Annotated in this window: 13 protein-coding genes, 1 tRNA gene and 2 pseudogenes; 9 read left to right on the top strand and 7 right to left on the bottom strand. The window is 69.9% G+C overall.

Features of this window, described 5'->3' with window-relative positions:
* Positions 1 to 94: 94 nt before the first annotated feature.
* On the top strand, positions 95 to 1,684 hold the full coding sequence (locus ACIQ7D_RS24185) for a protein kinase (protein ID WP_403940742.1): 1,590 nt from the start codon (positions 95 to 97) through the stop codon (positions 1,682 to 1,684).
* A complete protein-coding gene (locus ACIQ7D_RS24180; protein WP_403940740.1) occupies positions 1,681 to 2,505 on the top strand; it encodes a WD40 repeat domain-containing protein in 825 nt (274 codons plus the stop codon). Before ACIQ7D_RS24185 ends, ACIQ7D_RS24180 begins: the two co-directional genes overlap by 4 nt.
* Positions 2,506 to 2,624: 119 nt before the next feature.
* On the opposite strand, the gene ACIQ7D_RS24175 is transcribed toward ACIQ7D_RS24180, so the two are convergent.
* Positions 2,625 to 3,236, bottom strand: a complete 612-nt coding sequence (locus tag ACIQ7D_RS24175; protein WP_403940738.1) for a TetR/AcrR family transcriptional regulator — start codon at positions 3,234 to 3,236, stop codon at positions 2,625 to 2,627.
* Positions 3,237 to 3,365: 129 nt separating this feature from the next.
* Here ACIQ7D_RS24175 and ACIQ7D_RS24170 point away from each other — a divergent pair, with 129 nt between their 5' ends.
* The 4 genes and pseudogenes from ACIQ7D_RS24170 (at position 3,366) to ACIQ7D_RS24155 (ending at position 6,349) form a co-directional block, all read left to right on the top strand.
* Positions 3,366 to 4,298 (top strand): alpha/beta hydrolase family protein, encoded by a 933-nt coding sequence (locus ACIQ7D_RS24170; RefSeq protein ID WP_403940736.1) that lies wholly within the window; start codon positions 3,366 to 3,368, stop codon positions 4,296 to 4,298.
* Positions 4,299 to 4,342: 44 nt separating this feature from the next.
* The gene (locus ACIQ7D_RS24165) at positions 4,343 to 5,194 is read left to right on the top strand and encodes an LLM class flavin-dependent oxidoreductase (protein ID WP_403940734.1); all 852 of its coding nucleotides are present in this window, start codon (positions 4,343 to 4,345) and stop codon (positions 5,192 to 5,194) included.
* Between the two features lie 115 nt (positions 5,195 to 5,309).
* Positions 5,310 to 6,046: pseudogene (locus tag ACIQ7D_RS24160) on the top strand (flavodoxin family protein).
* 66 nt (positions 6,047 to 6,112) lie between these two features.
* The gene (locus ACIQ7D_RS24155; RefSeq protein ID WP_403940732.1) at positions 6,113 to 6,349 is read left to right on the top strand and encodes a hypothetical protein; all 237 of its coding nucleotides are present in this window, start codon (positions 6,113 to 6,115) and stop codon (positions 6,347 to 6,349) included.
* Positions 6,350 to 6,351: 2 nt separating this feature from the next.
* Here ACIQ7D_RS24155 and ACIQ7D_RS24150 read toward each other — a convergent pair.
* Positions 6,352 to 6,502 (bottom strand): annotated as a pseudogene (locus ACIQ7D_RS24150) (TIGR03943 family protein); the annotation flags it as partial.
* A 787-nt stretch (positions 6,503 to 7,289) separates the two neighbouring features.
* Here ACIQ7D_RS24150 and ACIQ7D_RS24145 point away from each other — a divergent pair.
* On the top strand, positions 7,290 to 7,544 hold the full coding sequence (locus ACIQ7D_RS24145) for a type II toxin-antitoxin system VapB family antitoxin (protein WP_360455758.1): 255 nt from the start codon (positions 7,290 to 7,292) through the stop codon (positions 7,542 to 7,544).
* Positions 7,544 to 7,963, top strand: coding sequence for a PIN domain nuclease (locus ACIQ7D_RS24140; protein ID WP_403940730.1), 420 nt, complete (start codon positions 7,544 to 7,546; stop codon positions 7,961 to 7,963). The genes ACIQ7D_RS24145 and ACIQ7D_RS24140 overlap by 1 nt, the downstream gene beginning before the upstream one ends.
* A gap of 161 nt (positions 7,964 to 8,124) precedes the next feature.
* Here ACIQ7D_RS24140 and ACIQ7D_RS24135 read toward each other — a convergent pair whose 3' ends face one another.
* The 3 genes from ACIQ7D_RS24135 to ACIQ7D_RS24125 form a co-directional block, all read right to left on the bottom strand.
* Positions 8,125 to 8,505 (bottom strand): hypothetical protein, encoded by a 381-nt coding sequence (locus tag ACIQ7D_RS24135; RefSeq protein WP_403940728.1) that lies wholly within the window; start codon positions 8,503 to 8,505, stop codon positions 8,125 to 8,127.
* Between the two features lie 70 nt (positions 8,506 to 8,575).
* Positions 8,576 to 9,298 (bottom strand): hypothetical protein, encoded by a 723-nt coding sequence (locus tag ACIQ7D_RS24130; RefSeq protein ID WP_403940727.1) that lies wholly within the window; start codon positions 9,296 to 9,298, stop codon positions 8,576 to 8,578.
* An 8-nt stretch (positions 9,299 to 9,306) separates the two neighbouring features.
* Positions 9,307 to 9,576: a hypothetical protein gene (locus ACIQ7D_RS24125; RefSeq protein ID WP_403940725.1), complete on the bottom strand. Its 270-nt coding sequence runs from the start codon at positions 9,574 to 9,576 to the stop codon at positions 9,307 to 9,309.
* Positions 9,577 to 9,718: 142 nt separating this feature from the next.
* Here ACIQ7D_RS24125 and ACIQ7D_RS24120 point away from each other — a divergent pair, with 142 nt between their 5' ends.
* On the top strand, positions 9,719 to 10,888 hold the full coding sequence (locus tag ACIQ7D_RS24120; protein ID WP_403940724.1) for a hypothetical protein: 1,170 nt from the start codon (positions 9,719 to 9,721) through the stop codon (positions 10,886 to 10,888).
* Between the two features lie 7 nt (positions 10,889 to 10,895).
* Here the strand turns inward: ACIQ7D_RS24120 and ACIQ7D_RS24115 are convergent, their stop codons facing one another.
* Both ACIQ7D_RS24115 and ACIQ7D_RS24110 read right to left on the bottom strand, forming a co-directional pair.
* Positions 10,896 to 12,152, bottom strand: a complete 1,257-nt coding sequence (locus ACIQ7D_RS24115) for a hypothetical protein (protein ID WP_403940722.1) — start codon at positions 12,150 to 12,152, stop codon at positions 10,896 to 10,898.
* 502 nt (positions 12,153 to 12,654) lie between these two features.
* Positions 12,655 to 12,728: transfer RNA gene (locus tag ACIQ7D_RS24110), tRNA-Thr, on the bottom strand.
* Positions 12,729 to 12,803 lie beyond the last annotated feature (75 nt).

The raw sequence follows: 12,803 nt of genomic DNA, 5'->3' as shown, positions 1-12,803 counted from the left end.
TCGCCTGGGGCATCGACATGGCGGTGAAGAGTTCGCGGCCCGAGCTGTTCCGGAGGCCCGGCGATCAGGAACTGTTCGTCAGGGAGGCCGAGGCGTGGGTGTCTCCCTCGGACTCCATCCGAATGTCTGCGCCTGCCATTACGTACGTGTGATCGACGGTGTCCCCCGCGTGTTCGCCGAGTACGTCGACGGCGGCAGCCTGGCCGAGTGGATCGGCGACGGGCCGCTCTACGCCGGGGATGCGCGGCAGGCCCTCGCTCGTGTGCTCGACACGGCAGTCCAAGCGGCCCGTGGGCTCGAGCACGCCCATGGCAGAGATTTGGTGCACCAGGATGGGAAGCCGGCCAACATTCTGCTCGACGGCACGGGGGCCGCGAAGATCACCGACTTCGGTCTCGCCCGGTCCAGGGCCACCACGGCCCCGGCTGACATCGAAGTGGCGCCGGGTGTCAGCGCGTTGGTGCCAGCCGGCGGTATGACGGTCGGCTACGCGTCCCCGGAGCAGCTCGCGGGCGAGCCCGTCGGGCGGCGCAGCGATGTCTACAGTTTCGCGGTCTCGGTCCTGGAGATGTTCACCGGCGGTGTGCGCTGGGCGGCTGGTTCGGTAGCGGGTCTCACGCTGGAGGAATACCTGGCCGACCCCTCGAATCCGGTCGCGGCGCCGCCGGAAGTCGCCCACCTGCTCAGGCGCTGCCTGCGGCAGCCCCCAGCCCACCGGCCGGCCTCGATGGCGGACATCGCGGATGTACTGACCGGGATCTACGAGCAGGCGACCGGCTCGGCATATCCTCGTCCCACGCCCCAGGCCGCCGATCTGCGCGCCGACGAGCTCAACAACCGTGGCCTGTCGCTCCTTGACCTGGACCGGGCCGCCGACGCCAAGCGGGCCTTCGGCCAGGCCCTCGCGGTCGACCCGCACCATGTCGGGGCCGTGTACAACGGTGGCCTGTTCCGGTGGCGTACAGGGACGATCACCGATGGGGAACTCGTCGCCCGGCTGGAGGCGATCCCGCGCGGGTCCGGCGCGTCCTCCTGGCAGGTGCGGCTGTTTCTGGCCCGGGTCCACCTCGAACGCGGCGACCTCGCGGCGGCACGCGACCTGCTCGACGCCCTCGCGCGCGAACGGCCCGACGACACCGACGTACGGGCGGCGCTGCGGGTGGCGGCCTCAGGGACCGTGGCCGATGCCCGCTCCACCGGCACCCGCGAGTTTCGCGAACCGTTCGCGGTGCCGTGCGCGCCGGTGAAACTGCTGGCCCGGCACGAGGTGATGGGCTACCTGCCGATCCGGTTCACTACCGACGCACGCCTCGCGCTGAGCGGCCACTGGGACGGCGTGCTCCGGCTGTGGGACACGGCGACCCGCGCACAGCAGTTGGCGGTCAAGGGCCACCGCACGCAGGTGCTCGGCGTCGACCTCACCCCTGACGGCTCGTACGTACTGTCCACGAGCCGCGACGGCACGGTGCAGTTCTGGGATCTCAGGGCGAGCAGGTGTACCCGCGTCATCCGCTCCGCCGCACGCGCCACGGGGTGCCCGGTCAGGTTGAGTGCCGACGCGCGTCGGTGTGTGGCAGGGCGTGGACGGGCGCGTCCAGGTCTGGGAACCGCGAACCGGGACCTGCCGGGTCGCTCGGGGCAGCACTCAAGGACGGCGCCCTGGACGGGTCACAGTACGAGGTGAGCGCCGACGGGCGCCATGTGCTCACCGCCGAGGAAGACGGGGCGCGGCTATGGAGCGTGGCCGATGGCCGGTGCCTGGTACTGGCCACCGGCTCGGCGACGCATGCGCTGTGCTTCAGTCCCGACGGGCGGATGGTAGCGGTGGCCGGCAAGGACCGGGTGATCCGGTTGTGGGATGTGGGTGACGGCCTGCAGGTCCGTACGTTGCGTACCTTGACGGGGCTGAGCGCCGCGGCCGGTCACCTGGCCTTCGGCGACAGTGGGCGGCTGCTGATGTCCGGAACGACCGGCGATCACACCGTTCAGATCTGGGAGCTGGGCAGCGGCCGGTGCCTGCGGACCTTCACCGCCCACACGTACGGAATGCACCACGTCGGGTTCCCGGACAGCGACGCCCGTTTCGGCTGCTCCGTCGGCGGCCATCCCGAACTGCCCATGCATCGTTGGCGGTTGCCCGAGACCGCATACGCCGCCGAGCAGCACGTGATCAAGCCGTGCGAGTACGCGGAGGTCAACCGGCTCGGCGAACTGGCCAAGGAACTGCTCGGCGACGCACGCCAAGCGATGTCGAACGGCCGACACCGGTCAGCCCTCGGCCTGCTGACCCGCGCACGCGAGATACCAGGATACGAGCGCGCGCCCCAGGTCCTGGCCGCCTGGCACGATCTGGGCCGCTCAGCGCGCCACATACGGCTGCGCTCCGCCTGGTCGCGGCCACCGGACGCCGGCCACCTCTCCTTCGGCGCCATCACGGCGATCGGTGTCGCCGCAGGTGGCCGGCTCACCGTCAGCGGGCAGAGCGGCGGCACCGTACGGATCTGAGATCTGGACAGCGGCGCGTGCACGCTCGTCCTCGACGATCCCCCGGTCAGGGTGGGCCGGGTGGCGTTGGGGACCTGTCCCCTACAGGGTCCTGGCACGGGCGTGCGAGAGCGCTGGCGCTATTTCGACTCGCTGGCTGTCGGTGCCGGGGCGGTCTGTGCCAGGCCGGCGAGCAGCAGGTCGATCATGCGGCGGGCCTGGTAGTCGGGGAAGGTTTCGACTCCGATGCACAGGTTGCCGATGGCGAGCATGAAGTCGTAGGCGCGGATGTCCGCGTGTGTGGAGCCGGCGGCGGCGGACGCTTTCAGCAGCTGGTCGAGCACGGGCAGCAGGCGTTCGACGAACTCGTTGTGCAGGCTCTCGAATCCGGCTTGGTCCGAGTGCAGTGCCTCGGCGAGGCCGTGCTTGGTGACCAGGAAATCGGCGAATTGGTGAACCCACAGCCGCAAGGCCTCGTACGGCGTATCGGCAGCGGGCGCCGTGTGTGCGGCGGTGGAGAGCGCGTCGACCTGGTGTCTGAAGACGGCGACCACCAGTTCCGCCCGGGTGGGGAAGTGGCGGTAGATGGTGCCCATGCCGAGGCCCGATTCGGCGGCGATCTCCCGCACGGGAGCGTCGACTCCAGCACGGACGAACACGGCCGCCGCTGCGTCCAGCAGTATCTGCTCGTTTCGGCGGACGTCGGATCGCTTGCGGCCGGCAGGGGGTGGCGGCGTGTTGGGCGTGGACATCGTGAGCACCTCCCTTGCAAAGCGGAGCAACGTTCCGTATCGTAATGCGGAGCGGGGCTCCGTATTTCAATCATGCCAGACGCCGCGCAGCACGGGCCACTTGGTCCCTCCGAGAAAGACATTCACCTCATGAGCGACACCACGTCCGCCGACGGCGGCAACGACTCCACCGCCCCGGTCATATCTGTCAGGCCGATCGCGCTTGCCGCCCCGGACCGCGGCCAGGACCTGCAGGTACGGGTCTCAGCGCCGACGACCGGCCACGACCTGCCCGTCGTCGTCTTCTCGCACGGCTATACGTCGTCCATGGACGACAACGCACCTCTGGTCGACTTCTGGGCCGCCCGCGGATTCGTCGTCATACAGCCCACCCATCTCGACTCGTTGGGCCTCCTCCCCGACGACCCGCGCACCCCGCTCATCTGGCGTATCCGCACCGACGACCTGACCGGCATCCTCGACCAGCTCGGCACCATCGAAGCCGGCGTGCCCGGGCTGGCCGGCCGCATCGACCACGACCGCATCGCGGTCGCCGGACACTCGTGGGGCGCACAGACCGCCAGCATGCTCGCGGGCGCACGGGTCGTCGACGCCGACGGCACTCCCGGTGAGAGCGTGAGCGACTCACGTGTGAAGGCGGCGGTACTGCTGTGCCTGCCCGGCACCGGCGGCGCCGACCTGAGCCCCCTCGCCGTCCAGTACTTCCCGTTCATGAGCCCTGATTTCGCCGAGCTGAAGACGCCGAGCCTCATGGTCGCCGGCGACCATGACCAGTCGCCGCTGACGGTGCGCGGTCCGGACTGGTTCACCGACGGCTACCGCCTCAGCTCGGGCGCCACCGATCTGCTGACCCTGTTCGGCGCGGAACACGCACTCGGCGGCATCCAGGGTTCCAACGACGCGCGGACCACCGACGAAAGCCCCGAGCGTGTCGCGGTCGTCCAGCACGCCACCCTGGCGTATCTGCGTACCGCGCTGGGCCTCGACAACGACGCGTGGCCCACCGCTCGTCGAACCCTGACCGAGACCGTCGACCCGCTGGGAAGGATCGACTCGAAGTGACCAACCCCCTCGCACCGGCCCGCAGGCCTACTAGTTTCGGAATCATGACCGCCCCATCCCAGGTCGCCTACGACGATGTCCTGCGGGTCTGGCGTGAGGCGGACGGCATCCCGCAGATCGAGCACGCCTGGCTGTTCGACCACCTCATGCCGCTCGGCGGCGACCCGAACGGGCCCACCTTCGAGGGCTGGACACTGCTGTCCGCCCTCGCAGCCCATACCGAGCGGTTGCGGTTCGGGGTGATGGTCACCAGCAACAGGTTCCGCCCACCGGCCATGCTGGCCAAGATCGCCGCCACTGTCGATGTCATCTCCGGCGGCCGGCTCGAGTTCGGCATCGGCGCGGGCTCTCGGCCCGACGTGCCCATGGCCCGGCGTGAGTACGCAGCTCACGGCCTTCCCTTCCACGATGCCGTCCACGCGGTCAAAAGCCTCGCCGAGGCGTGCACGATCATCCGCAGGCTGTGGACCGAAACCGCGCCGTTCGACTTCCAGGGTGACTACCACCAGCTGACCGGCGCGTTCTGCAGTCCCAAACCCGTCCAGCGACCCCACCCGCCGATCCTGATCGGCGGCCAGGCCACCCCGACGCTGCGCGTGGTGGCCGAGCACGCCGACCGCTGGAACATGCCCGGGGGCAGCATCGAGCAGGCGATCGCCCGCAGCGCCACGCTGGACCGGCTGTGCGCCGAGATCGGCCGCAACCCCACCGAGATCACCCGATCCATCATCCTGCCCGCCTCCTACGACCGACCCCGGGACACCCGCCACGTCGTCCGCGCGGCACTCGACGGCGGGTTCAGGCACATCGTCCTTGGACTCGACGCGCCCTACCCGGCCGAGGTCGCACGCAGGGTCGCCGACACCATCATCGACCCGCTCTCCGACACGAACTGATACACCGAATCACGGTCCACAACGCGAGGGCGGCGCCGCCGCTGCCCGAGTCCGTCCCCGGGGCCGATGCCGCCCCAGCCCCATGAGCCCCGCTGCTCGCGTGAAGGAACCCGTCATGAACGTCTCACCCACCCCGTCCACCGACGCCGCCTATCGCTTCGACGATCTGCGCGCTCTGTTCGTCAACTGCACGCTCAAGCCCTGGCCCGGGCTCAGTCACACGCAGGGGCTGATCGACAAGAGCCGGGCCGTCATGGACGACCGCGGCGTGACCACGGACGTCGTGCGCGCCGTCGACCATGACATCGCGCCCGGCGTCTACCCGGACATGACCGAGCACGGCTTCGCCACCGACGCCTGGCCCGGGCTGTACGAGCAGGTGATGGCCGCGGACATCCTGGTGCTCGCCGGCCCCATCTGGCTGGGCGACAACAGCTCGGTCACCAAGCAGGTCATCGAGCGCCTCTACAGTTGCTCCAGCCTGCTCAACTCCGCTGGCCAGTACGCCTATTACGGCCGCGTCGGTGGCTGTTTGATCACCGACAACGAGGACGGCGTGAAGCACTGCGCGATGAACGTCCTCTACAGCCTGCAGCACCTGGGCTACACGATCCCGCCGCAAGCGGACGCGGGCTGGATCGGCGCGGCGGGTCCCGGTCCGTCGTACCTGGACCCGGACTCGGGGGCCCGGACAACGACTTCACCAACCGCAACACCTCCTTCATGACGTGGGACCTGATGCACCTGGCCGCGATGCCCAAGCGCGCCGAGGGCATCCCGGCCTACGGCAACCAGCGCTCGGAGTGGGACGCCGGCTGCCGCCCCGGGGCGGACAACCCCGAACACCGCTGAGCCAGAGATCGCCGGCGGGCAGTCCAGCAGAGCGCCGACGATGGCTCGGACCATGGCTCGCGGGCCGTGGCAGGCGGCAACGCGGGCAACCTCGACCAAGCTCTCGCGTGGTCCGCGCTCGCGGGGGACCTCGGCGTCACCTTCCCCGGGATCACATCGTCGCAGGTCACCGTGTTGACCCTGGTCGGAGCGGTGGTACTCGCCGTGCTCGCGCTGCTCGGACGGCGGCTGCTGTTCGCCTTCCGTGGACCCGAAGGTGGCCGCCGGGCGCACGGTACCGGGCCGCGCTGTCTGTGGTCTTGAGTGAGCGGAAGGGCGTCGGTGTACGAGTTCACGGGCTTGGCGATCTTCTTCACGGACCGGGCGTCGAGCGCGGCGGTTGCGGAGCTCGCGCCGAGGGTTCCGCGGGTGCCAGGTGCCCGTGACGGCCACCCAGGTGTTGGCGGACGGGGCCGGGCCAGTGATCTGTTGCCGAGCGTGATCGGCGAGTTCAGCCGTTGACCCGACTGTCGGATCCGCACAACGAATCGGTCAGCAGCCAGCCTCCAGCAACGCCACTCCGACGGGCGTCCCAACACTGTCGCTGCAGCCATGGCCGCACATTGGCCACACCTGGCTCCTGATCACACGTCAGCCACAGCCGTCGCTACCACAAATGCGCAGCTCAGAGACTCAGAACCCAGGTCGCGCTACAGAAGACACACCTCAGACCTACGCATTGCGATGCACAGACCGCGCGTGTCCGCTTAGCCCGAATTCCAAGGTCATCCGAAACAAGAAACCCCAGGTCAGAGGCCTGACCTGGGGCTCGCCATGGAGCCGCCTTCGGGATTCGAACCCGAGACCTACGCATTACGAGACCACGAGCGTTCGTGCTGTGTGGTGCCCCGTCGTGCTACCCGGTGACGTTTTGCCTGATCAGAGCATGTGTGGCGGGTTGACCCATGCCACCCCGTGATGCACGGTCCAAAGGCGTTCGTCCACCGGCTGTCCACCGGCGGGGCCGCCCAATCAGTTACCCATCGCCCGTCCCATCCATTCTGGCGAGACTCCCGACATGGGCAGAGCCTGCGATGAGGGCGACTGTCCATCTCCTACAAGGGGCGATCTCGGCGACAACGCCACACGCAGCCGGGCGCCGAGGCCCCCGTCCGCAACGACCGCCTCCCTCAAAACGATATCTACCGCCGCTGATCGATGCTATCGTTTTCATGGCAGAAGCACTCGCGAAGGGACCATTCGCATGGCCAGAACCGTCATCGACCTCGACGAAGACATGGTCACCGAGGCCATGCGCATCTTCGGCACCAAGACCAAGGCCAAAGCTGTCCGCCTCGCCATGGAGGACGCTGTCAAGAGGCACCTGCGACAGGAGGGCTTCGACGCCATCGAGGCCGGTGAGCTCGACTTCAGCGAGATCGTCGAGAACACCGGCCCCCGCAACGCCGATGGCTCCCTCCAGCGCACCGGCAACCGCGCCGGAGGCCGGGCCGCCTGATGCAGGACAGCTACCTGATCGACAAGTCCGCCCTGGCCCGCTGGGCGAAACCGAACGTCAAGGAGGTACTCAAGCCCCTGCACGATCGCTACCTTCTCGCCGTGTGCCAGCCCACCGAGTACGAGATGATCCACTCCGCCCGGGACGCCTCGGAGGCGACCCGGATCAGCACCTGGCTTCGCGCCTTCGACTACCTCCACGCCGACGACCACACGTTCGCCCGCGCCCTGGAAGTCCAGCGCCACGCTCTCAACGCAGGCTTCCACCGCGCTCTGTCACTCCCCGACCTGCTGATCGCCGCCACGGCAGAACTGCACCGACGGACCGTCCTCCACTACGACGGAGACTTCGACATGATCGCTTCCCTCACCGGTCAACCCACCGAATGGGTCGTACCGCCCGGCAGCGCCGACCAGTGAGGCCCTCGGAGCCGACCACGCTTCACCCCTCCCGCTGACCGGCGTCGTCACGACGATCGAGGCCCAGGCTGTCGGCAAGCGCCTCTTTTCGAAGACCTTCAGGCCCTTGAGACGGAACCTGCTCGTCCACCGCGGCTTTCGTCAGTGCGTTCTGGGCCCGACTACCAAGGCTGGTCCTGGGTCAGTTTCAGCAGGCGCTGCAGATGCGTGCCGGCCTTGCGCAGGTCGGCCTCGGGGACCTCCCACAGCCGTGCCGCGTCTCCGTAGCCACCTGCGCCGACGCCGCTCCAGTAGCAGGTGGACCGTTCGGCGGCGGCAGCGAGGACCGCGGCCGGGTAGTGCTCCCACAGTGCCTCAGGATCGGTCAGGCGCCACCAGGAGGCCAGGGCCCGTGCGACCAGGTGCGCCCCGTGACGGGCAGGGGTGTGCTGCCACAGCAGGTGGGCGACCGGGTCCAGTTCGGCATCGGGGTGGGGAAGACGGGGCACCGTCGACCTGGTGCCACGGGTACGGTAGCGCACCATCATGGTAGCGGCATTCATCGCATAGGGGGTCTGGAAAGGCAAGACCTCGGCGATAAGCGGGGCAGGCCCCGGGGGCCCAGCGCAGCAGTTAATCATGGTCTCCCCGGTCGGTGTGAACCTCGCCTCCGGCACCGTCCCAGCCGCGTCGTCCCTCAGCAGGGAAGACCGCGACGCTGCAGGACTCCACCCGCTCCCGGGAGCCGACGCCGATCCCGTACAGCGGCCCGGCCGCGCTGTACAGCCGCAGCAGGGCGGCGGCCGGCGAATCCGGGACGCACAGCCGCTCCAGCTTTCGGTGGTCGCCTGCCGCGGCGCGCTCCCAGAAGGCGACGGCCCGCTTGTTCAGGGTCCTGGGATCGGAGGACCGGCGCTGCGGCGGGGACGGGGCACGGCCGGGTGTGGCGCGCCGGGAGGTGGACTGGGAGGAGGCGCGCGCCGGGGACGTCGCGGCGGTTCGCCCGGCCTTCGCCTCGCTCCCGCTCAGGGGCGAGGCGCCGTCGGCCGCGGCATGGACGTTTCGCGCGGCGACGGAGGTGTCCGCGCGCACCGGTGCCGCCGTGGATGCCGCCGTGTGCGCACCCGCGCCGTCGCGGGGCGGCGGTACGGACGCCGGGGCCGGCTGCGGGGTGGGGCGCTTGGGGGCCAGGCATCGGGCGCAGCCCAGGTGGGTCTTGGCCGCGACCAGCTGCGCGCCGCTCCGGTCGCAGGCCGGGCAGCGTAGTGGGGCGAACTCTCCGGCGGGCAGCAGCCAGTCCAGGTCCAGCGGGTAGCGCCCCTCGCCCCTGCGGACGTCCAGTGCGAGGCGCAGCACGGGGACTCTCAGCAGGTGCAGCCGGTAGGGAGTGAGCGTGTGGCGGGCACGGTATTTTCGGCGATCTCGGCCAGGCGGCGGGCGCGTTCCTCGCGGGTGCTCTCGATGCGGGCGCGCAGCAACGCCGCGCGGTTCTCGGGCGCGGTGGTGGCACGGCGCTGGAGGGAGTCCACGGCGGCGGCGTAGTACTCCTCGGCGCGGGCGCGCTCCTTGGCGTGCGCGTCGCCGATCTGCCGGGCCAGTCCGTCACGGCGCAGTTCGGCGCCGGCCTCCAGCATTCGGTGATGGGCATGCTCCGTCACCCGTGCGGTCCAAGTTACCGGCGACGTCGCCAGAACCGTAACCTTCGCCTCACCCGAAAGGTGGACGGCGCCGCCCTCGCGAAACGCGCCGAAGTGCCGGTCGATAGGATCCGCGGCCGTGAGCGAGTACCAGTACTACGAGTTCCAGGCCATCGACCGGCCGTTGACGAAGAACGAGCTCGAAGGGGTGCGGGCACTGTCGAGCCGGGCCCGAATCAGCGCGACGCACTTCGTCAACGAATACCACTACGGCAACTTCCGCGGTGACGAGCGCAGACTGATGGAGCGGCTGTACGACGCCCACCTGTACTTCGCCAACTGGGGTTCGCGGCGCCTGATGCTGCGCCTGCCCACCACGCTGCTGTCCGCGCGCAGCGCCGAACCGTACTGCTGGGAAGACGCCTTGTCCTGCTGGACCAGGAAAGGCCATGTGCTGCTCGACTTCTCCTACGCGGCCGAGGACGGCGGCGAGTGGGACTTCGAGACCTCCTTCACCCTCGCCTCGTTCACCTCCTTGCGTACCGAACTCGCCGCAGGCGACCTGCGTCCCCTCTATCTGGCCTGGCTCTCCGGACTCACCCGCTGGGAGCTGGAGGAGGACGTCGACGAGGACGAGTACGCCTCCACCATCGAGCCGCCCGTGCCGGCCGGCCTGGGCCGGCTCACCGGCCCCCAGCAGGCGCTGGCCGACCTCCTCCAGGTCGACCCGCAGCTGCTCACCGCTGCAGCCCGCGCCAGCGGCGCCGCCCACTCCCCGGCGGTCGACAAGGACGCCCTCGCCACCTGGATCCGCGCCCTGCCGGCGCATGAGAAGGACTCCCTGCTGCTGGACGCCGCCCTGGGCACCGCCCCGCAGCCCGGTCCCACCCTGCTGGCCCGCCACCGCGCCGCGTCCCGCGGCGCGGCCGAACCGTCCGCAGCCGCCCGTCGCCGTTCGGCTGCGGAACTCCTCGACGCCGCCCACGAGGTGCGCAGCGAGCACGCCAGGCAGCGTGAGCAAGCCCGCGCCCGGGCCCTCCGATCCGAACTGCGCGCTCGCGAGAGCCACCTGGACCGCCTGGCCGAGAACACCGAGCAAGCCTGGCAGGACATCGCCCACCTGATCGGGCAGAAGCAGCCGGGCCCCTACGACACCGCCGTCACCCTCCTGAAGGATCTCCGTGAGGTCCACGACCGGGTGGGCACCCCCGAGGAGTTCGCCCGACGCCTGCACGACCTGCGAGAGCAGCACCGAGGCAAGCCCTCGCTGATGCGGCGCTTCACCGACGCCGGTCTGATAGCCCGCTGAGGCGCACTCAGATGTGGTCGCGTGGGCCCTCGGCCAGGAGACGGAGCGCGGCGAGGGCGGCAGGGCGGCCGGTGGCGGACAGGGAGATCGGGGCGTCGATGGCCCGTTCCCGCTCGTCGAGGTAGCCGAGTTCGCGGCCGGTGTGCCAGAACCTCCACAGCAGCCGCTCCGTGTCCTCCACCTCCATCGCGGCGCCGTCACCGCAGGAGAAGCACGCGGCAAGCACCGGATGGATGACATCGCGCAGGTCCCGTCGGAGCCGGGGCTCCGTCCACAGTGCGCCCAGGGCGCACTCGGCAAACTGCCGCTCAGCTGCTGTGGGGCCGAGCCAGGACAGCGCGGCCGTGTGCTGGCGCAGCTGGTGGTCCGTCAGCTGAACACGGCCGGCAGCCGAGAGCTTGAGCGTGCGATGGCGCTTGCTCACAAGCCGGTGGGTGCGGGCGAGCTCGTGCAGGTCGGCCAGCTGAAACAGGTCCGCCTCCGAGCGCGGCCCCTTGCCGATCGGGTACCAGTGCGGGTAGCGGGCGAACGCGGCAGCCACCAGTTCCCGCGGCAGGTAGCCGGCCTGGGTCAGGGTGACGCCGTCACCGATCTGCTCCAGCAGCCACCGCAGCGGCTCAGCCGTGTCCACGGGTACCGCATCCGACTCCTCCAGGGCAGGCAGGACGGCAGCGAGCAGGGCGCGGCGCTCGGCCGGGGGCGCCGCGGCCCACAACTCGCGCCGTTCGCGGCGGACGCCCTCCAGCGGGGCACGGCCGTCGAACACGGGCTGCGCTGTGGTGAGCCAGTGCTGGGCGAACCGTCGGCGCGCGGCCGGGAACGTACGCGCGTCCGGGTCGAGCTCGCCCTCGTCCAGGGCCTGCTCCAGTCGACGTTCGAGGTTGGCACGGGCCAGCGCTTCCTGGATACCCATGACCTGGCCCCAGCTCAGCTCGGGTACGTCCGGCGGGGTCGTGGGCGAGGCAGCCACGGCCTTGCGGTATGCCGCGAAACCCGCCTCCTCGGAGCGCTGCCAGGCCGCCAGCACCTGAGCGGTGATCGCGCTCGTGCACACCGCGGCGGCCCGAACGCGGCCGGCCTCGGCCAACAGGTCTGCCAGGACCGCGACGGCCCGCCGCTGCTCAGGTGTGTCAGCGTGCCACTTGCGGGGCAGCTCGTACCAGCAGAAGCGTTTGATCTCGGCCGCCGAGAGCGCGACGAGCGGGTCACCGTCCGGCACCAGCCAGCCCAGCAGGCGCTGTGCCATCGCCTTGTCCGCCGCCAACGCGGTCACCTCCGCGGCGCTCTAATCCATCTACCGATCCTCCCACGGGCGACGGGCGGGGGTTCCCGTCAGAGCGCGACGACCCGGCGCGGGCCGCCGCTGAGCTCACGCAACCCGACGGCGATGCCCGCACCCGCTCCGCAGGCGCCGTGACGCTTCCCGCGCCTGTCAGAACTACACAAGTCCTCACGGCGCCACCCTCCCACCTTCGATCGAACGAGCGACCGCGCCTTGGTGGAGGACATCAGGAGACTCCTGACAAGGAATCACGCACAGCCGTCCACCGGCTGTCCACCGGAGACCGCCTCCGCCTGATCAACCCAACAAGCCGACACACCAAAACCGCAGTTCGGGGCCTTGGCGCGCTTCGCCGCCAACGGCGGGTGAACCCATGACCTACGCAGTGCAATACGTAGGACGCGAGTGTCCGATTAGCCCAAATTCCAAGGTCAACGAAAAGAGGAAACCCCAGGTCAAAGGCTTGACCTGGGGTTCACTACTGAGCCGCCTTCGGGATTCGAACCCGAGACCTACGCATTACGAGTGCGTTGCTCTGGCCAACTGAGCTAAGGCGGCGTGCCGTCCGGACCATCGTGCGGTCTGCGGCGCCGCCAAGTCTACACAGTTTCGAGGGGTGCTCCGTACACCCCA

The organism is Streptomyces sp. NPDC096310 (assembly GCF_044763125.1).
In the GTDB taxonomy this organism is placed as follows: domain Bacteria; phylum Actinomycetota; class Actinomycetes; order Streptomycetales; family Streptomycetaceae; genus Streptomyces.
This window is presented reverse-complemented; position numbering and strand designations above follow the sequence as displayed.